This window comes from Sphingomonas sp. NIBR02145, from assembly GCF_027359115.1.
In the GTDB taxonomy this organism is placed as follows: Bacteria; Pseudomonadota; Alphaproteobacteria; order Sphingomonadales; family Sphingomonadaceae; genus Sphingomonas; species Sphingomonas kyeonggiensis_A.
Genome location: NZ_CP114791.1, coordinates 4,510,913 through 4,530,382 on the forward strand (window position 1 = coordinate 4,510,913; position 19,470 = coordinate 4,530,382).

Consider the following 19,470-nt stretch of genomic DNA (forward strand, 5'->3'; position numbering starts at 1 on the left):
CCATGGCGCGCATCATCTATGTCGAGGATGACGAACTGGTCGGTGCCGTGGTGCAGCAGGTGCTGAGCGCGGCCGGCCATATCGTCGGGGTGATCAACCACGGCACGCTGGCGTTCGACACCATCGCGTTCAAGAAGCCCGACCTGGTGATCCTCGATCAATCGCTGCCGGGCATGCAGGGCACCGATATCCTCAAGGCGCTGCGCCGGCTGCCGGCGCTCTATCTCACGCCGATCCTGATGCTGTCCGCCAAGGGCAGCGAGGCGGAGATCGACGCGGCGATGGGGGCGGGGGCCAATGACTATCTGGTCAAGCCGTTCGAACCCGAGGAGCTGGTCCAGCGCGTCGCCGACGTGCTGCGCAACAACAGCTTCGCCAATCGGGTTTCCTGAAAGGCGGCCGTCAGGCCGCGGCCAGCAGTTCCGCCGCGCGTTCACCCAGCTCACGCAGGCGCTTGCTCTGCTCGGGCAGCAGCTTGGCGCGCGGATGCTGGTCGATCGCGCACAAGGCGCCCAGTGCCTCACCCTCGGGGGTGAGCAGCGGCACGCCGACATAGAAGCGGATATGCGGCGAGCCGAGCACCAGCGGATTGCCCGCGAAGCGCGGATCATGCGCGGCGTCGAACACGCACATCACGTCGTGCGGATTGGCGATGGTGTGGCCGCAGAACGAGATGTCGCGCGGCGTCGAGCTCAGCTCGCCGCCATGGCAGGCCAGGATATGCTGGGTCTGCCGGTCGATCAGCGTCGCGATGCCCATGTTCGATCCGAACAGCTGGGCGACTTCCTCGACGATCGCCTTCAGCTCCGGCGACGCCGACTTGCCGGTCAGACCGAGCTTGTCGACCGACGCCTGGCGCTGCTTCTCGCCGCGCAGCAAGGGGGCGAGGGCATGAAAGATCGGCTTGAGTTTAGGTACCATTGGGCGACTGTTGCCGTAAATTGTCTAACCACAAGTGAAGGCGGCAATACGGGCCTCTTCGTAACGCACATCACGCACGGACGAACAAGTTCTTGAGCCAAAGCGGACCAGTTCGTGCGGCGTCGCGCCAATCGCCCTCCTCCTCGGCCGCATCGGGCGTATAGCCGCGCGGGTCGAACAGCTTCACGCGCATGCCCTTGAAGGCCGCGGTGTTGCGGGTCACCAGGGTCAGTCCATGCTCCAGCGCCGTCGCGGCGAACAGCGCATCGCGGGTGTCGCCCAGGGCAAGCTGCCCGCGCCGCCGCGCCACCGCCGCGTCGAGCGGCAGCACATGCCCCTCGAACGCCGGGAGCAGCTGCTCGTCGATCCAGCCGCGCAGCATCGCGCCGGCCGTCTTGTCGCGCCGCGCGGTCTCGGCGGCGCTGGTCTCCAGCTCGACCAGGCTGATCGCGGAGAGGAACAACCGCTCGCGCGCGACCCCCGAAGCCCAGGCGGTCAGCCCCGCCTCGGCGGTGCCGGCGCGCGCCTTGCGCAGTTCATAGACGATGGGCGTGTCGAGCAGGAACATCACCAGCGCCCCGGCGGCGCCAGCTCGGCATCGAGGCTGCCGGCGGGCAGGGCGAGCAGGTCGACGATGCTCTCGCGCTGCCCGCTCAATGCACGGAACTGGTCGATGCTCATCAGTACATGGGTCGGCCGCCCGCGATCGGTGACGAACACCGGCTCGCCGCGCGCGAGTCGCTTGGCGGCGCTCACGTCCTGGTTGAATTCGCGGCTGGTGATGACCTTCATTTGGTGCCTATGTACCTATATTGTCCGCGTTGTCATGTAGGTACGTTACTACTGTGTGGACGACATGCAACAGAAACATCCCGGCCGCCGGAAAAATCAGGGGGGTGGCGAACTTTGCAGTTGCGTGCAGCCATTGCCGCGCGCTCCTTCCTGCCAAGCGACAGGCGCACAAGTGCCACGCGAGAGGATGAGTGGGGGAAGGTAGAATGCTCGATCTGTTGAATAGTGCCTGGCATGCGTTGACCGATGTGCTCAGTCCGCACGGCCCCGCGGTGAACGCCGCGAAGAGCTATGCGCCCGGCGACTACAGCATCCATTTCTTCCTGCAGCTCGCGATCATCATCCTCGCCTGCCGCGTCGTCGGCTGGCTCGGCCAGAAGTTCCTCAAACAGCCCCAGGTCGTCGGCGAGATGATCGCCGGCGTGGTGCTCGGCCCGTCGCTGTTCGGCCTGTTCTTCCCCGATCTCCAGCTGGCGATCTTCCCCAAGGAGACGCGCAACGTGCTCTACACCGGCGCGCAGCTCGGCGTCGGCCTCTACATGTTCATGGTCGGCCTCACGCTCCGGCTCGATCATTTCAAGTCCAAGGCGAAGAGCGCCGCGGGCGTCTCGGCCGCCGGCATCGCCGCGCCGTTCCTGCTCGCCGCGCTGATCACGCCGTTCCTGCTCACCGTGCCGGGCCTGTTCACGCCGGGCATCAGCCAGTCGAACGCCACGCTGTTCATGGGCGCCTGCATCGCGCTCACCGCCTTCCCGATGCTCGCCCGCATCATCAACGAGAACGGCCTGGCCAACTCGTCGCTCGGCACGCTTTCGCTGACGGCCGGCGCGTTCGACGATGCCGCCTCCTGGTGCGTGCTGGCGCTGGTGCTGGCGACCTTCGGCGCCGGCCCAGGCGTGGCGGTGCTCGCGATCGGCGGCGCGATCCTCTACGCCGGCTTCATGCTGATCTGGGGTCGCAAGCTGCTCGCTCCGCTCGGCCGCATCGTCGAGGAAAAGGGCGAGATGACCACGGGCATGCTCGCGGTCACGATGATGCTCTTCTGCCTCTCTGCCTTCGTCATGGATGCGATCGGCATCCACGCGATCTTCGGCGGCTTCCTGATGGGCGTCTGCATGCCGCGCGGCCTGTTCGTCCGCGAGCTGCAGCGCAAGGTCGAGCCGATCGCGGTCGTCCTGCTGCTGCCGATGTTCTTCACCTATTCGGGCCTCAACACCCGGATGGACATGGTCAACTCGGTCGAGCTGCTGCTGATCGCGCTGGGCGTGCTCGCGGTGTCGATCCTCGCCAAGTTCGGCGCCTGCTGGGCCGCGGCCCGCCTCGCCGGCGAGGACAATCGCACCGCGCTCGGTATCGGCGCGCTGATGAACTCGCGCGGCCTGATGGAGCTGATCATCATCAATATCGGCCTGCAGAAGGGCATCATCGGCCCGACGCTCTTCTCGATGCTGGTGCTGATGGCGATCGTCACCACCGTGATGGCCACCCCGCTGTTCGAGCTGGTCTATGGTCGAAAGGCCCGCGAGACCGGTGAGCTCGGCGCCCGCGGCGAGCCTGAGCCGCAGCTCGCCGCTGCCTGAAGAGGTCCTCCTCCGCCCGCCCCGTTCTATAAAGGAGGGGCGGGTTCTTTTCGAGGAAAGCAGAATGAAGAAAGCGCTGGTTTGCGCTATGGGATTGCTCGTCGCCGGCACGGCGCGGGCGCAGGAAGTGAAGTTCACGCCCAACCTGGATATCCGGCTGCGCTGGGAGCATTTCGAGCAGGACGGCATGCCCGAAGACGCCGATGCGGTGACGCTTCGCGTCCGTCCGGGCGTGACGGCGAGCTGGCGGAACTGGACGGCGCTGGTCGATGTGGATGCGGTGGTCGCGCTGACCAACAGCTATAATGACGGGTTCAACGGCAAAACCCGCTATCCGCTGATCCCTGACGCCGAGAATCTCGAGCTCAATCGCGCCCAGCTCCGCTATGCCGGCAAGGACGGGCTGGCCGTGACCGCCGGGCGCCAGCGCCTCAACTTCGCCGATGATCGCTTTGTCGGCAACGCGCCGTGGCGGCAGAGCGAGCGGACCTATGACGCGGTCCGCTTCCAATATGGCAAGCCGCTCGGGCTGAGCACCGACGTGGCGTATAGCTGGAGCGTCCGGACCACGGACGGCCGCCAGGGCCGCGGCTCCCGGCCTCAGGCGATCGGCGGCGACAACGTCTTCGCCCTGGTCAACTATGGTACCAAGATGGGTACGCTCAGCGGCTTCGCCTATCTGGTCGATCAGGACGAGGCTGCGGTGCAGGGCTTCCGCCTGTCGACCCAGACCTATGGCGTGCGCTTCAGCGGCAGTCGGCCGCTCGGCAAGGATGTGTCGGTCGGCTATGCCGCCAGCTGGGCGCGGCAGAGCAATTACCACCGCAACCCCAATCGCTACGCCGCCGATTACTGGATGGGCGAGGCCAAGCTCACCGCCAGGGGTCTCAGCCTGACCGCCGGCTATGAAGTGCTCGGCGCCGACAAGGGCGTGGCGCTCACCAGCGTCCAGACCCCGCTCGCGCCGCTGTTCAAGTTCAACGGCTGGGCCGGCAAGTTCGGCACCACCCCGCCCAACGGCCTGCGCGATCTCTATGGCAATGTCGGCTATGCCTGGAAGAAGGTCGGCCCGCTCGACGCGATCAATGTCGGCGCGATCTATCACCGCTTCCACAGCGACCGGCTCGACCTGCAATATGGCGACGAGTTCGACTTCATCGCCGGCGTGAAGCGCGGGCGCTACGCACTCTCCGCCCGCTATGGCCGCTACAAGGCGAAGCAGTTCGCCACGGATACCAACAAGCTCTTCGTCCAGCTGGACTGGATACTCTGACCGGGGCGGCGGCCGGCCCCATACCCGTCATCCCGGCGAAAGCCGGGATTTCAGGCGGTAAGAGTACTTCGCCAACAACATGACTGTCATCCCCGCGCAGGCGGGGATCCATTACCGCTGTCAGTAGTGAATGGATTCCCGCCTGCGCGGGAATGACGGTTGAAATAGGGAGGGGCGCTTGCCGCCCGAGATCCCGGTTTTCGCCGGGATGACGGCTACTTCGCGTTAATCGCGTCGATCAGCGCGCGGTGCGTCGGCAGATCCTCGGTCGCCCGCTCGCTGAACGTCCGGATCCGCGCGAACAGCTTCTCCGCCGCCGCCACGTTAGGGAAATCGCCGCGCCCGTCCGACAGGTCGGTGCGATAGTCCATCCCGTAGAGGATGTACTGGTAGTTGAAGAAGGCGAAGCTCTCCAGGTCGAGCAGGAAGTCGAAGCGTCCCGGCGGCCGGTGGCGCCATTGCCGCAGCAGTTCCTGCAATGCCTCGGGGATCGAGGCCGGATCGGCATTGTCGCGCCAGAAGGGCTCGTCGCGCCGGCTCAGGCAGTAATGGAGCTTGAGGAAGTTGATGATCCGCTCGTAGCGCGCGACGATCAGCTCGTTGAAGCGCCTGGCCGGGGCATCGATCGGCCCGTTATGCGGGAACAGCTCGGCGATCATGCCGACGGCGGCCTCGATCAGCACCACGCCGGTCGATTCCAGCGGCTCGAGGAACCCGCCCGACAGGCCCACCGCCACGCAGTTCTTCACCCATTGCGCCTCGCGATAGCCGGGCTCGAACGGGATGATGCGGGCCTTGTAGGCGTCATGCCCCACATAGTCGTGCAGCACCTGCGCTGCTTCGTCGTCGGACATGTGCGCCGAGGAATAGACGGTGCCGATGCCCCGCGCGCCCTCCAGCCCGATGTCCCAGGTCCAGCCGGCCGCATGCGCCGCCGCGATGGTGAAGCTCTCGATCGGCGCGTCGGGGTCGGCGTATGGAATCTTGCAGGCGATCGCCCGGTCGGTGAACAGCACCTGCCGGGCCGACTTGAACTCCGCCCCCAGCGCCTTGCCGATCAGTTCCGCCCGGAAGCCCGAGCAGTCGATATAGAGGTCCGCCTCCAGCGCGCCCAGCTCGCGGGTCTGCACCCGGGCGATCGCGCCCTCCGCGTCCAGCTCGACGCCGGTCAGCAGCCCGGAGACGTGCCTTACCCCCAGCTCGACCGCGCGCTCCTGCAGGATCTTCGCCAGCCGCGCCGCGTCGAAATGATAGGCATAGTTGAGCGGCCCGGAGAACTCGCCTTCGCCGCGCTTCTTGGGTGCCCGCTGGCTCTCCGCGACGCGGTTCTGGATCGTCACCGCCTCGGCGAAGGGCGGCCGCGTCCCGGCGTCCTGGAGCAGCCAATAGGGCACCAGGCTGGTCCCCTCGGTGTAGAAGGGCGGTTCGAACGGGTGGAGATAATGGTGCCGCGTGCCGTCGGGCAAAGGTGCGTGGAGCCAGTCGTTGAAGCGGATGCCCTGCTTGAACGTCGCACTGGTCGCGCGGATGAACTGGGTCTCGTCGATGCCGAGGAACTTCAGCGTCGATCGGATCGTCGGGAAGGTGCCTTCGCCTACGCCGATGATGCCGAGTTCGGGCGATTCGAGCAGTGTGATCTCGATCCGCGCGCTGTCCGCCACATCGAGGAATCGCGCGAGATAGGCGGCCGTGAGCCACCCCGCGGTGCCCCCGCCAACGATAAGGATACGCCTCTTGCCCATGCAGCGGCGAGCTTAGCCTGCGTGGGTCGAGGAAGCCACTGGTTGCGATGCGAAACCCGGCCTAACTTGCCGGCGATCGGACGGAGCCTGCCATGATGAAGCTCGACGACACCGCCACGAACCGTATCCGCGACAGGATGCTGGACGCCGTGGATCTTGCCGCCACCTTCGTGCTGGCGGTGGAGTGCGCGCTCACGGCCGTCCAGGCGGACTTCGACCTGTTCGGCATCCTGGTACTGTCCTTTGTCGGCTCGGTCGGCGGCGCGGTGATCCGCGACCTGCTGCTCGGCGAGCATCCGCCCGCGCCGTTCCGCGACTGGCGTTATGCGGCACTGGCGCTGGCCGCAACCATGGTCGTCCTCATCGCGTCGCTTGTTCTGGGCCCGGTCGGGAGTTTCACGCCGCCGCTGCAGGTCGATGTGTTCGAGGGCGGCGGCCTTGCGCTTGCCGCGGTCGCCGGTACGCGCAAATGCCTCGACTACAAGCTCAACAGCGCCTCGGTCGTGATCATCGCCACCGTCAACGGCTGCGGCGGGGGCATGCTGCGGGACGTGCTGCTGGCCCGGGTGCCCAAGGTCCTGCACGAGGATTTCTACGCCACCGCCGCCATAGCCGGCGCGACGCTGATCATCGTGCTGGTCCGTCGCTTCCAGGTGCGCCAGGACGTGGCGGGCGCGGCCGGTGCCGTGGCGATCTTCACGCTACGCGCCGCGGCGCTCGTTGGTGCGTGGCGGTTGCCGCATCTCCATTAGGCGCTCCCGCCAGGCATCATACCACGCGCCAAGCGCCGCTCGGCAGGTCCGCGAGCGACCAGTCGCCGATGCTCCACCGCACCAGCCGCAGGGTCGGGTGGTCGACCGTCGCGGTCATCCGGCGCACCTGGCGGTTGCGCCCCTCGCGGATGGTCAGCTTGATCCAGCAATCGGGGATGTTCGCGCGGTAGCGGATCGGCGGATCGCGCGGCCACAGGTCGGGCGCCTCGATCCGCTCGGCCAGCGCCGGCAGCGTCGGGCCGTCCTTCAGCACCACGCCGGTGCGCAGCCGGTGCAGCGCTTCCTCGCTCGGCTCACCCTCGACCTGGACCAGATAGGTCTTGGGCAGCTTGAACTTCGGGTCGGCGATCCGCGCCTGCAGCCTGCCGTCGTCGGTCAGCAGCAGCAGCCCCTCGCTGTCCCGGTCGAGCCTGCCGGCCGGATAGACGCCCGGCATGTCGATCAGGTCGGACAGGGTGGCGCGCGCCGTCTCGGTGCCGCGATCGGTGAACTGGCTCAGCACGCCATAGGGCTTGTTCAGCCGGACGAGCGTCACGCCGGGCTTGCAGCGGAAGAGGGGGGCAAGAACATGCCGGCGTCGATCATGGCGGCCCGCCTAGCGCGGAACCGCCATGATCGCCAAGTCAGAGCGCCCGGAACCTGAAGTCCCGGAACTTCGCCTCGCCCGCGCCCGCCGAGTACAGCCCCGGCCGCAGCATCAGGAAGCCGCCGCGCACATTGTGGTGATAGCCCGAGACTTCCATGCCCCGGTCGAACCGCTTCCACGTCTTCCCGCCGTCGCCCGACAAATGGAACGCCACGATATGCCTGTCGTTGCGCACCCGCATGCGGAGCTTGCGGCCATAGGGATTGGCAGGCCGCCCGCGCTCCATGCCGTACTGGTGGGTGACGAACTTCTTCTCGTCGAAGCCCAGCCCGCAATAGAGCTTCTCGTCATAGAACAGCACCAGCCCGGCGGTGCCACCCGGCGCGATCTCGATCTCGCATTCGAACTCGTATCCGGTGTCGCCGGCGATCAGCAGCAGCGGCGACGAGTCCACCGGCGCCTTGCCCGTGGCCTTCAGGGTCAGCGTGCCAGCTTCGGCGTGCACTCTGTCCGATTCCGTCTGGGAGGGTTTGAAGAAATTCCACTTCCGCCCCAGCGCCAGCGGCCCGGTGAAGTCGTCCGACAGCGCCTGGCCATGCGGCACCCGCGCGCCGCCCTTCGGCTTGCGGATCGGCTTGGAAAGATCCCCGCCGGTCATCCGGAACCAGCCGTCCGCCGTCCATTCTATGGGGTCGAGCAAGGCCTGGCGCCCCAGCGTCCAGTATCCGTTCTCGAAGCCGTGATAGACCGACCACCAGCTCCCGTCGGGCGCCTCCACGAGCGAGGCATGCCCGCGCGACCACCAGGCCTCGTCGTTGTTGACAGTGCGCACCAACGGGTTTGCAGGGCATTGCTCCCAGGGCCCGTGGATCGAGCGCGAGCGCGCCGCGATCACCATATGGCCGGTCGGCGGACCTGCCGTGCCGCCCACCGCGGTGATCATGTAGAACCAGCCCTTGTGGTGATGGATCTTCGGCCCCTCGGGGGAGAAGCTCTCCACGTCCCATTCCTCGGGATAGTGCCAGGGGTCGTAGACATGCTCGACCTGGCCGACAGTGGACAGACCATCCTCGGAAAGCCGCACCCGGTCTCCGCCCGAAAGGAACAGCCATCTGGAACCGTCTTCACCCACCGCGTGGCAGGGATCGATATGGGCGTGCAGCCCCAGGTCGATGGGGTCGCTCCACGGGCCATCGATATGGTCCGCCCAGATCACGAAGATCGAGTTCGGGCTCGCCTTGACCGGGATGTAGATGAAGTAGCGCCCATTGTGCTTCTCCAGGCTAACTGCCCAGACCGAGCCGATATTCCTGGTCAGCGCCGCCTTGCGCGGCTGCCAGTTCACCAGGTCGCGGCTGTGCCAGATCGTGATGCCCGGATAGGAATCGAAGCTGGAGAAGGTCATGTAGTAATCCGCGCCGTCCTTGAGGATGGCGGGATCGGGATGGTCGCCGGCGAGCAGCGGGTTCAGGAAGCGCCCGTCGCCCAGGTCGGCGATGCGCTGGTTGTCGAAGCCGCGCTTATATCCGGGGACCAAAGCGTCTGTTTGTGTCGCATGGGCCTCGTCCGGCCGGAGCAGCGCCCCGGCGCCTCCGGCCACCGCCGCGCCACCTGCCAGCACCGCCCCGAACGCGTCACGCCTGCTGATACCCATGCATTCCTCTCCGTTTTTAGGATTGTATGCCACCGGTGTCATGCAAGCGAAAGGGACTTTGTTCGCGTTAACATTGCGAACTTTGGAGACTGATGCGTCCACTTCGGGTGCATGTCGAATATTTGCTATCGATGTAGGAAATGCCGTGCCAGTTTCCGTTCACGTTTGAGGGGACGGGGGATGCGGCAAACCACATTATCGGTGGCACTCGAGGTCAAGCCCGAGAGCTTCGACCATCTGTCGGGCCTGCTCGACGCCTTGCGGGACCGGCGCAGCCCGAACCCGTCGGGCGGCACCGGGCCGTTCGCGGACTTCCTGACGACGGTGCCGGCGGTGCACTTCATGTCGCTCAGCGTCTTTCCGGGCTTCGACTATGATCCGCTCTTCGTGATCGAGGCGAATTTCGACGGCGCGCCTGGCCCGTTCTGGGGGCAGCTCGAAACCGCGATCGGCCCCGATCTCCGCAGCTTCCTGCGGTGCTGCAAGCGCCCGCTCGATCACACCGGCGACCTGTTCGACGCCGTGACCGCGCCGGACAGCCGCGCCCCGATCGCTCCCTATCTCGAAGCGCGCACGCTCACGCCGACGGTCTATCACCACGGCAATCGCGGCATGACGCGCGACCGCATCCTGGCCGAGGGCGAGCTGTTCCTCGGCACCCGCAAGGAGCTGGCCAACGCCAATGACGGCGGCCCCAGCCCCTATCGCAAGCTCACGCCGGTGGAGATCCACGCCAAGCTGCGCGCGGCCCTGCTGCCCCAGTTCGGCTGGCTGGCCGAGAAGGCGCCCGCCCGTATCCCGTTCCTCCAGAGCGTTGGCGATTACGCCCGGCTCGCCTGGTTCGTGCTGCTGGTGGTGTTCGCGCTGTCGATCCCCGGCCTGATCCTCAAGAGCCAGCTCGCCTGGCAATATTATGCCGGGCTCTGCGTGGCGCTGTTCGCGCTGTTCACCGGCATACTCTACAAGATGGGCAAGCCGCTCCCCGGCACGGCGACGCCGACACGGTTCAGTTTCCTCACCTTCTTCCTCAGGCACCTTCTGGTTCCCGTGGTGATCGCCGTGGCGGTCTATGTCGCGATTGCCGCCTTCATCACCGCGCCGATCTGGTCGTGGATCGGCCACAAGCCGTTCTGGCCGGCCTGGTGGGACATGGCGATCTGGGCCGGCTGGAGCGGCGCCAGCATCGCGGTGACGGTCGCCGGCATCCTCGTCTGGCTGCGCTGGCTCGAACGGCGCGACGCCTCGCAGGATGCGCCGCCGGTCGATCCCAAGATGCTGCGCGAAATGGCCCGGCGCGAGGACTGGATCCCGCAGAACCACATGGGCTCGGTCGTCCTCATCAAGCCGGGCGTGCTGCGCGCGATCCTGATCCGCGTCGGCCATCACGGCCTGCACCTGCTGCTGCGCGCGCAAAAGGCAGCGCGCGAGGGCTATCTCGGCTCGATGCGCACGATCCATTTCGCCCATTGGGCGCGGGTCAACAATGACAGCCGGCTGATGTTCTTCTCGAACTTCGACCAGACCTGGGAAAGCTATCTCGATGACTTCATCGAGAAGGCGCATGCGGGCCTCACCCTCGCCTGGAGCAGCGGGGTGGGCTTCCCGCCGACACGCTTCCTGGTGAAGGACGGCGCCAGCCATGGCCGCCAGTTCAAGGAATGGGCGCGCCATTCGATGACGGTCAGCCGCTTCTGGTACTCGGCGTACAAGGATCTCACCGCGGAGCAGGTCGAGCGCAACTATCGCATCGCCCTGGGTCTCCGGAAGAAGCAGCTCAGCGAGAAGGAGGCCGCGGCGTGGATCAACGACCTGTGAGCGAGGGTGGCGGCACTCCGAACTGGCATCTCTCGGCCCCGGCCAGCGGCCAGGCCCAGGGCCTGGTGGTCAGCGGCTTCGCGTCGCTGCCCACCGGCCGCGCGCTGTTCCTCGAGCTCGGCTGGAAGGGCGTGAAGAAGAAGGGCGGCGGCGCCTGGGTGGAGGCGCTGCGCAAGGTCGCGCAGGTGACCGACGCCGATGGCCGCGATCCGCGTGCCGTGGCGATGGGCTTCACCTGGTCGGGCCTGCAGAAGATGGGGCTCAACGCGAACGCGCTCGCCTCGTTCGACCGGCCTTTCCAGGAAGGCATGTTCCAGGAAGACCGCCTGCGCCGTCTCGGCGATCGGCGCGGCGAGGAATGGCAGGGCACGGTGATCCCGGGCGGCCCGAAGTGGAGCGGCAACACCCCGCTCGACGATGCCGCGGTGGATGACGAGGCCCGCGCCTTCGACGATCGCCAGGAAATTCGCGAGCAGCGGATCAAGACGCCGGTGACGGTCCATGCGATCGTCCTGCTCTATTGCGAGCATGACGAAGCGGCCGAGGCCTGGTGCGAGGAAGTGAGCGCCGCGCTCGCGCCGTTCGAAGTGACCGTCTCGCATCACCTGCCGCTCGATCTGCGGCTCGACAAGCAGGGCATCGCCCGCGAACATTTCGGCTTTGCCGACGGCATCTCGCAGCCGATTCCGTTCGAGACCGGCACCGTCGTCTACAAGGACGGCAGCGACGTGCCCAAGGACTATTGGAACGGGGTGCCGCTCGGCGAGATCCTGATGGGCCATATGAATGGCCATAACGAGATCGCGCAGGGGCCGGTGGTCGCCGCGAGTGCCGGCAACACCGATGGTCTGCCCGATCATCCCAAGGGCGTCGGATTCAAGGATCTCGGGCTCAACGGCAGCTACATGGTCGTCCGCGAGCTGAAGCAGGACGTCTATGCCTTCTGGCAGTCGATGCGCGCCGCCGCCGCCCATATCCGCGAACGCGATCCGGAAGGATCGGCGCACGTCACCACCACCTGGATGGCCGAGCGTGTGGTCGGGCGCGACACGCACGGCAACCTGCTCTGTCCGCTCGGCACGATCCCGGTCGAGAACAATGATTTCGGCTTCTGGGACAATGATCGCCACGGCATGGGCTGCCCGCTTGGCAGCCATGTCCGCCGCGCCAATCCGCGCGATGGCCTCGCACCGACGCCGGCCGACAAGCAGACCCTGCTCGATGCGGCGAACAACCACCGCATCCTGCGTCGCGGCCGGAAGTACGGCAAGACGATCAGCGTGCCGCCGACGCCGGACGAGGTCGATCGCGGGCTGCTCTTCGTCTGCCTGAACACCGACATCACCCGCCAGTTCGAGTTCGTCCAGCAGACCTGGATCCTCAACCCGAACTTCGCGACGCTCTATGACGAGACCGATCCGCTGATCGGCCCCAAGGGCACGATGACGATCCCGGAGGACCCGCTGCGCCGGATCATCGATGTCGAGACCTTCGTGCAGATGGCGGGCGGGGAATATTTCTTCCTGCCGAGCATCCCGGCGCTCAACTATCTGGGCTCGCTGTGAACGCGCTTACCTCGCGCGATGTGCTGCGTCCCGGCAAGAAGGGGCTGGCGCGCTGGATCGAGGGGCGGGTGTTCGCCGCCATGCCCTATGCCTTCGCCTTTTTCCGGCGCTGGAAGCCGGTGGTGAAGTTCGGCGGGATGACGCTCACCTCGCGCTATGACGACGTCAAGGAAGTGTTCGCCACCGATCCGGTGTTCGGCGCGCCCTACAAGCCCAAGCTCGATGTCATCATGGGCGGCGAGCCCTTCTTCCTAGGCATGGCCGACACCCCGCTTTATCACCGCGACACCGATGCGATGCGCATGGTCGTGCTGCCGAAGGACCTGCCCGAGCTGGGCCGCAGGGCCGAGGCGATGGCCGAAGCGATCGTCGCGGCCGCGCCCGGCCGGATCGAAGTGGTCGACACGCTGGTGCGCCGCGTCACCTTCTCGGTGCTGGCCGATTATTTCGGCGTGCCCGAGCCCAAGGGCGGCGATCTGCGCGTCTGGGGCACGCGCCTGTTCGAGTTCCAGTTCGCCGATCCCAAGGGCGATCCGGCACTGCGCGCCGATGTCGACCAGATCGCACCGGCGCTCCGCGCGCATATCGATGCCGAGATCGCCGCGCGGAAGGCCACGCCCGGCCGCGATGACGTGCTGACCCGTTGCCTTGCCCTGCAGAAGAAGGGCGTGCCCGGTTTCTCCGATGTCGAGATCCGCACCAATCTGATGGGCTTTATCGTCGGCGGGCCGCCCCAGCCGCCGATGGTCGTGCCCCAGGCGATGGAGCAGCTGCTCCGCCGTCCCGCGGCGCTGGCTGGTGCCCAGGCGGCGGCGCGGGCAGGGGACGACGACCTGCTCTGGGGCTATGTCCAGGAAGCGATGCGCTTCGATCCGCTCGCACCGGGCCTGCCGCGCAACGTGCTGGTCGACAGCGTGATCGCCCGCGGCACGTCGCATGAAACCCCGGTCCAGGCCGGCGACACGGTGCTCGCCGCCTTCGCTTCGGCGATGATGGATCCGCGCCGGGTCACCGATCCCGCCCGCTTCGATCCGCATCGCCCGGCCAGCAATTACATCCATTTCGGATATGATTTGCACCAGTGCTTCGGCCGCCACATCAACCGCGCGACGCTACATTTCATGCTCAAGCCATTGTTAAAGCGTGTAAATCTCCGCCGCGCACCCGGTGGTGCCGGGCGGCTGGTCAAGAATGGACCCTTTGCGGAGTCGCTGACAGTGGTGTTCGACTAAAGCTCAGCGCCGCTCGCTGGGCCCGCCGCGATACCCGCCCTGGCGCTCGAGCATCCAGCCCGGATACTCCGCCGGCAGCTTGCTCACCGCATCGAGCCGTTCCAGCTCCTCGGGGGTGAACGCGACGTCGACGGCGCCCAGATTGTCGGCCAGCTGGTCGGGCCGCTTGGCGCCGATGATCACGCTCGAAACCGCCTTCTGGTGGAGCAGCCAGGCCAGCGCCAGCTGCGCCACCGAGCGGCCCTTGGCCCCGGCCAGTTCGCGCAGCACGTCGACCACGTCATAGCCGCGCTCCTTGTCCACCGGCGGGAAGTCGAACCCCGCCCGGCGTCCTTCGCCCTCACCCGCGCGGGTGTACTTGCCCGACAGGAAGCCGCCGGCGAGCGGGCTCCACACCATCAGGCCGACGCCTTCCGACTGGAGCATCGGGATGACCTCGCGCTCCAGGTCGCGCCCGGCGATGGTGTAATAGGCCTGGAGCGAAGCGATCGAGGCATAGTCCCTGGCCGCCGTGATGCCGACCGCCTTCATCACCTGCCACGCCGCCCAGTTGGACAAGCCGACATAGCGCACGACACCCCGCTTCACGAGGCTGTCGAGCGCGTAGAGCGTCTCCTCGATCGGCGTGGCCGTGTCGAAGCCGTGGATCTGGTACAGGTCGATATGGCCGGTGCCGAGCCGCTCCTGGCTCTTCTCCACCTGCGCCAGGATATGCCCGCGCGATGCGCCCGCACCGTTCGGCCCGTCATGCATCCGCCCCAGCACCTTGGTGGCCACCACCACCTCGTCCCGCGCCACGCCGAGATTCTTCAGTGCCTGGCCCAGGATCCGCTCCGAGCGACCCTCGGCGTAAACATTCGCGGTATCGAAGAAGTTGATCCCCGCATCCAGCGCCGCCTTGACCAGCGCGTCCGCCTCTTCCTGCTGCAGCTGCCCGATCCGCCCCCACATCCCGCCCTCGCCGCCAAAGGTCATGGTGCCGAGGCAAAGTTCCGAGACGATCAGGCCCGAACGGCCGAGCTGGTTGTAGCGCATGGGGATACCTCATCGGGAGCGAGGGGAGGGAGCCCGGCAGATGTGGTGCGCAGTCCTCCGCCGCAATGCCGTACCGCGAAAAATCCGCCTGAGTCGGCCATTGGCAACGGTGTCAATAAACTCATACAATATGGTGCGCTGCATCAATCCACGCACCGTGCTGCGGTAAGTGGTTGTTCCCGCGTTAAACTTAAATGGTCCAAATGTATGAGTTGACAGCGCATCCGCCGAGGCATAGCCAAATGTGACCGCTAACATCGCAACCACGCGATACGCTCAACGGCCCGGGAAGAGGCCATACAGGAGGGGAATATGCACGCTCGAGTTGCGTCTCGTTTCACTGCGCGCCGTCTCGGCATGATCGGCGCCGTGCTGCTCGCCGGCACCGCCTGGCCCGCGCTGGCCCAGACCGCCCAGACCCCGCCCGCCACCCCGAGCGCCGATGCGCCCGCGGCGCAGGACGCGAGCGTCCCCCAGGAAGAGCAGTCGATCGTCGTCACCGGCTATCGCGCATCGCTCGCCAGTTCGACCAATGCGAAGAAGAACTCGGTCGGCTTCACCGACTCGATCTTCGCCGAGGACATCGGCAAGTTCCCCGACACCAACATCGCCGAGAGCTTCAACCGCATCCCCGGCGTGACCATCGCCCGCGAAGTGACCGGCGAAGGCCTCAACGTCACGATCCGCGGCCTCGGCACCAACTTCACCCGCGTGCTCCTGAACGGCGCGCCGGTGGCGGTCGCCTCGACTGGCCGCACCGACTCGCAGAACACCAACCGCGAAGTCGATCTCGACATGTTCCCGACCGAGCTGTTCACCTCGCTGACGGTCAACAAGAGCGGCATCGCCGACCAGGTCGAGGGCGGCGCCGCCGGCACGGTCAACATGCGCAGCGCCCGGCCGTTCGACCGCTCGGGCACGCACCTCACCTATGGCGCGCAACTGACCAAGAACACCAATGCCAAGGACTGGGGCTATCGCGGCTCGCTGCTCGCCAGCACCACGATGGGCGATTTCGGCGTGCTGCTCGGCGTGGCCGGCGTGCACAACAAGGTGCGCACCACCGGCTTCGAGACGATCGGCTGGACCAACCCCAACCTGTCGGCGGCCCAGTGCGGCGCGACCAGCGGCTGCAACCCCACCGGCGGCGGCAACTGGACGATCCCGGCCACCGTGCCCGCCAATGCCGGCAACGGCCTCGTCACCGGCACGACGATCGACCAGGCCTTCCTGCTCTCCCGCAATCCGGGGGCTACGATCTCGCAGATTGACAACGGCATCATCCCGCGTCTCGGCCGCCCGATGTTCGAGGAAGGCACCAAGGACCGGATCAACGCGATCGCCAGCCTCGAATACAAGGGCGACACCTTCCACGCCTATGTCGACGGCATGTTCGGCTGGAAGGACAACCAGCTCGAGCGCGTCGACATGAACTGGGTCGGCCGCAACGGCGCCGCGATCCCGCTCAACACCCAATATGACCGCAGCGACTGCACCGCCGGCTGCGTGGTGACCAAGGGCACCTATGCCAATGCCCAGTGGTTCCTCGAATATCGCCCGTTCCTCGAGAAGACCAAGTTCTGGGGCGTGAACCCGGGCCTGGAATGGGAAATCGCCGACAAGCTGAAGTTCGACCTGCAGGGCAACTACACCTGGTCGAGCTTCCACCGCGAATCGCCGAGCGTCGTCGTGCTCACCACGCCGAACTCGGGCGTGACGGTGAACTATGACAATACCGGCGGCGAGATCCCGTCGATCACCACCAATATCGACCTCAACAACCCTGCCAACTTCGCCTGGCCCGGTGGCCGCGTGAACATCCAGGACGAGAAGCGCCAGACCGAGACCAAGGGCATCCGCGGCAACCTCGTCTGGGGCGACAATGCGTTCAACCTCAAGGTCGGCGCCGCCTATGACGACACGTCGCGCCGGATCAGCGCATTCGACAACAGCCAGGCCTGGCAGAACGCGGTGTGCGGCAATCGCCCCAGCGTGTTCGTGCCCTCGCCCAATACCCAGCCGCCGTGCAACGGCCTGGTCCAGCCCGGCGCAGCGCCGGCGGGCTATCCGAGCTATCCGGCCTATGGCACCGGCTATTCGAGCGGCTCGACCGGCCCCGTCACCTATGCCGGCTCGCTGATCTCCAACGCCCAGCTCGCCAGCCTGCTGCGCCCGACCTCGGCCGGCTTCGTCACGGTCGACTGGAACGCGTTCAAGGCAGCGTCCAACTATGACGCCTTCCACAATGCCGCGCCCGAGGCCGGCTCGTCCAACACCGGCGCCAGCGGCGGCTATGTCCGCGAGAAGGTGCTCGGCGCCTATGCCGAAGTGAATGGCGACCTGCAGATCGGCGACAACAACCACCTCAACTACAATGCCGGCGTCCGCTATGTCCGCACCGACCAGCGGATCGGCGGCCGCGTCTCGATCTCGGATCCGCGCAACTCGCAGGATCCGGACGGCGCCGGCCCGCTGCCCGCGGCCTGCCCGGGCACCGGCAATCCGCGCGACGGCAGCTGTTTCCCGAACATCACCAACTTCGTCTACACCGACGCTAAGTATGACAACTGGCTGCCCTCGGCGAGCGGTGCCTTCCATATCGGCGATGCCGCGGTGGTCCGTGCCGCCGTCTCGCGGACGATGACCCGGCCCAATCCCAACACGATGCTGCCGGGCCTCAACTTCTCGACGCCCTCGGCCGATGTCGGTTCGGTCGGCAACCCGTCGCTCGAGCCCTATCTGTCGACCAATATCGACCTGGGCTTCGAATATTATACCGGCAAGGAAGGCTATGTCGGCTTCACTGCCTTCCGCAAGGCGGTGACCGGCTTCACCACTACCGGTACGGTGACGGTGCCCTTCGCCGCGCTGGCCGCGTACGGCGTCACCTATGACACGCTGACGCCCACCCAGCAGGCGGCGATCAACTCGCGCGGCGGCCCCACCGCCGCCACCGTGGTGCTCAACCAGCAGGTCAACGCCACCGGCACGCTCAAGGTAAACGGCCTCGAAGTGAACTGGGTGCAGCCGCTCGACTTCCTGCTCGGCAAGATCGGCCTCAACGGCTTTGGCTTCAACGCGAACCTGACGCTGATCGACCAGACCGGTTCTGGCGCCGCCCCGGCGGTCGCGGTGGGCGTGTCGCCCGTAACCTACAACATCACCGGCTATTACGAGCAGGGTGGTATCAACATTCGTCTGTCGACCACCTTCCAGCGCGGCTCGGTCTCGTCGGATGCGAACCAGAACGGCATCGCGCTCGCCCGGCTCTATTCGAACGACTATCAGCAGTTCGACATGTCGGCGAGCGTCGACTTCGCCAAGGTGTTCGACCTGAAATGGGCGCCCGAGCTCACGCTCGACGTCATCAACCTCACCAAGGAAAAGCAGCGGAGCTACTTCCAGTTCGATCAGGCCGCCTTCACGCTCTACGATCCGGGCCGTCAGGTCATGATCGGTCTGCGCGGACGGTTCTGACGGGTCGCAAAAGGGGCGTGGCGGCCGGGCCTTTCAACCGGCCGCCACTGCCCCGGACTTCTCCTCTGCGGCCGCCCTCGGGCGGCCTCTTTTTTGTCCGGGCGAAGCGGGTTAACTGGGCGCCATGACGCAGGAAAAGCTGATCGCCGGCATCGAACTCGGCGGCACCAAGTGCGTGGCGCTGCTCGCCACCGGGCCCAACGATGTGCGTGATCGGGTAACCGTGCCCACCACCGATCCGGCGGCGACGCTGGCGGCACTCGAAGCCGCGCTCGATCGCTGGAGCTTTGATGCGATCGGCGTGGCGAGCTTCGGTCCGGTGGGCCTCGATCGCGCCCGCGCCGACTACGGCTCGATCACCGCGACGACCAAGCCCGGCTGGACCGGCACCGACCTGATCCGCCGGCTCGAGGCACGCTACGGCAAGTCGATCGGCTTCCAGACCGATGTCGGCGGCGCGGCACTCGCCGAAGGGCGCTGGGGCGGGGCGCAGGGCATGTCGGCGCATGCGTATATCACGATCGGCACCGGCGTCGGCGTTGGCCTTGTCACGGGCGGCGTGCCGGTGATGGGCTGGGCGCATGGCGAGGCCGGCCATATGCGCCTGCCGCGCGCGCCGGGCGACAGCTATGCCGGCTGGTGCCGCTTCCACGGCGATTGCCTCGAGGGCCTGATCTCCGGTCCGGCGCTTGCCGAACGCTTCGGCGTGCCGGGCGACCAGCTGCCCGATGACGGCCCCGAATGGGACCTGTTCGTCCATGACCTGGCGGGCATGCTCCACAATCTCGTGGTCACCGCGGCGCCGGAGCGTATCGCGATCGGCGGGGGCGTGGTGGCGGCGCGCGACTATCTGTTCCCCAAGCTGCGCACCCGGCTGGTCGAGAGCCTGGGCGGCTATGGCGCGCTGGCGGAATGGGCCGAGGGGATCGAGGCCCGGCTCGGCGCACCGGGGCTGGGCACCATGGCGGGGCCGCTCGGTGCGATAGCGGTGGGGCTGGAAGCGTAGAACTCCCCTCACTTCCAGG

The 19,470-nt window shown here is 66.7% G+C and carries 16 protein-coding genes; 9 read left to right on the plus strand and 7 right to left on the minus strand.

Annotated elements, in window-relative coordinates; all coding sequences use genetic code 11:
* The first annotated feature begins 2 nt into the window (after window positions 1-2).
* Window positions 3-392 (plus strand): response regulator transcription factor, encoded by a 390-nt coding sequence (locus O3305_RS20675; protein ID WP_184170487.1) that lies wholly within the window; start codon window positions 3-5, stop codon window positions 390-392.
* A gap of 10 nt (window positions 393-402) precedes the next feature.
* Here O3305_RS20675 and O3305_RS20680 read toward each other — a convergent pair whose 3' ends face one another.
* The 3 genes from O3305_RS20680 to O3305_RS20690 form a co-directional block, all read right to left on the minus strand.
* A complete protein-coding gene (locus O3305_RS20680; RefSeq protein ID WP_184170484.1) occupies window positions 403-921 on the minus strand; it encodes a GAF domain-containing protein in 519 nt (172 codons plus the stop codon).
* A gap of 70 nt (window positions 922-991) precedes the next feature.
* Window positions 992-1,489, minus strand: coding sequence for a type II toxin-antitoxin system VapC family toxin (locus O3305_RS20685; RefSeq protein WP_184170481.1), 498 nt, complete (start codon window positions 1,487-1,489; stop codon window positions 992-994).
* Window positions 1,489-1,713, minus strand: coding sequence for a type II toxin-antitoxin system Phd/YefM family antitoxin (locus tag O3305_RS20690; RefSeq protein ID WP_184170478.1), 225 nt, complete (start codon window positions 1,711-1,713; stop codon window positions 1,489-1,491). The genes O3305_RS20685 and O3305_RS20690 overlap by 1 nt, the downstream gene beginning before the upstream one ends.
* A 206-nt stretch (window positions 1,714-1,919) precedes the next feature.
* On the opposite strand from O3305_RS20690, the gene O3305_RS20695 reads away from it, so the two are divergent.
* Both O3305_RS20695 and O3305_RS20700 read left to right on the plus strand, forming a co-directional pair.
* Window positions 1,920-3,293: a cation:proton antiporter gene (locus tag O3305_RS20695; protein ID WP_184170475.1), complete on the plus strand. Its 1,374-nt coding sequence runs from the start codon at window positions 1,920-1,922 to the stop codon at window positions 3,291-3,293.
* A gap of 64 nt (window positions 3,294-3,357) precedes the next feature.
* Window positions 3,358-4,566, plus strand: a complete 1,209-nt coding sequence (locus tag O3305_RS20700; RefSeq protein WP_269574227.1) for an alginate export family protein — start codon at window positions 3,358-3,360, stop codon at window positions 4,564-4,566.
* A 215-nt stretch (window positions 4,567-4,781) separates the two neighbouring features.
* Here the strand turns inward: O3305_RS20700 and O3305_RS20705 are convergent, their stop codons facing one another.
* Window positions 4,782-6,308, minus strand: a complete 1,527-nt coding sequence (locus O3305_RS20705) for a tryptophan halogenase family protein (RefSeq protein ID WP_269574228.1) — start codon at window positions 6,306-6,308, stop codon at window positions 4,782-4,784.
* Between the two features lie 92 nt (window positions 6,309-6,400).
* On the opposite strand from O3305_RS20705, the gene O3305_RS20710 reads away from it, so the two are divergent.
* On the plus strand, window positions 6,401-7,060 hold the full coding sequence (locus tag O3305_RS20710) for a trimeric intracellular cation channel family protein (protein WP_269574229.1): 660 nt from the start codon (window positions 6,401-6,403) through the stop codon (window positions 7,058-7,060).
* Window positions 7,061-7,076: 16 nt separating this feature from the next.
* Here the strand turns inward: O3305_RS20710 and O3305_RS20715 are convergent, their stop codons facing one another.
* The gene (locus O3305_RS20715; RefSeq protein WP_269574230.1) at window positions 7,077-7,616 is read right to left on the minus strand and encodes a pseudouridine synthase; all 540 of its coding nucleotides are present in this window, start codon (window positions 7,614-7,616) and stop codon (window positions 7,077-7,079) included.
* An 88-nt stretch (window positions 7,617-7,704) separates the two neighbouring features.
* Entirely contained in the window at window positions 7,705-9,321 is a 1,617-nt protein-coding gene (locus O3305_RS20720; RefSeq protein WP_269574231.1) for a family 43 glycosylhydrolase, read from the minus strand.
* A 201-nt stretch (window positions 9,322-9,522) separates the two neighbouring features.
* Between O3305_RS20720 and O3305_RS20725 the strand changes: the two genes are divergently transcribed.
* Genes O3305_RS20725 through O3305_RS20735 form a run of 3 tightly spaced genes read left to right on the plus strand, consistent with a single transcriptional unit; the run spans window position 9,523 to window position 13,933 of the window.
* Complete coding sequence (locus O3305_RS20725) at window positions 9,523-11,136, plus strand: hypothetical protein (protein ID WP_269574232.1); 1,614 nt, start codon at window positions 9,523-9,525, stop codon at window positions 11,134-11,136.
* The gene (locus tag O3305_RS20730) at window positions 11,118-12,701 is read left to right on the plus strand and encodes a Dyp-type peroxidase (protein ID WP_269574233.1); all 1,584 of its coding nucleotides are present in this window, start codon (window positions 11,118-11,120) and stop codon (window positions 12,699-12,701) included. Before O3305_RS20725 ends, O3305_RS20730 begins: the two co-directional genes overlap by 19 nt.
* Window positions 12,698-13,933: a cytochrome P450 gene (locus O3305_RS20735; protein ID WP_269574234.1), complete on the plus strand. Its 1,236-nt coding sequence runs from the start codon at window positions 12,698-12,700 to the stop codon at window positions 13,931-13,933. The genes O3305_RS20730 and O3305_RS20735 overlap by 4 nt, the downstream gene beginning before the upstream one ends.
* A 3-nt stretch (window positions 13,934-13,936) precedes the next feature.
* On the opposite strand, the gene O3305_RS20740 is transcribed toward O3305_RS20735, so the two are convergent.
* Entirely contained in the window at window positions 13,937-14,968 is a 1,032-nt protein-coding gene (locus tag O3305_RS20740; RefSeq protein ID WP_269574235.1) for an aldo/keto reductase, read from the minus strand.
* Between the two features lie 312 nt (window positions 14,969-15,280).
* On the opposite strand from O3305_RS20740, the gene O3305_RS20745 reads away from it, so the two are divergent.
* Together O3305_RS20745 and O3305_RS20750 are read left to right on the plus strand one after the other, a co-directional pair.
* Window positions 15,281-18,445 carry a TonB-dependent receptor gene (locus O3305_RS20745; RefSeq protein ID WP_269574236.1) on the plus strand — a complete coding sequence of 1,055 codons (3,165 nt, stop codon included), beginning with the start codon at window positions 15,281-15,283 and terminating at the stop codon, window positions 18,443-18,445.
* Window positions 18,446-18,569: 124 nt separating this feature from the next.
* On the plus strand, window positions 18,570-19,451 hold the full coding sequence (locus O3305_RS20750) for an ROK family protein (protein ID WP_269574237.1): 882 nt from the start codon (window positions 18,570-18,572) through the stop codon (window positions 19,449-19,451).
* Window positions 19,452-19,470 lie beyond the last annotated feature (19 nt).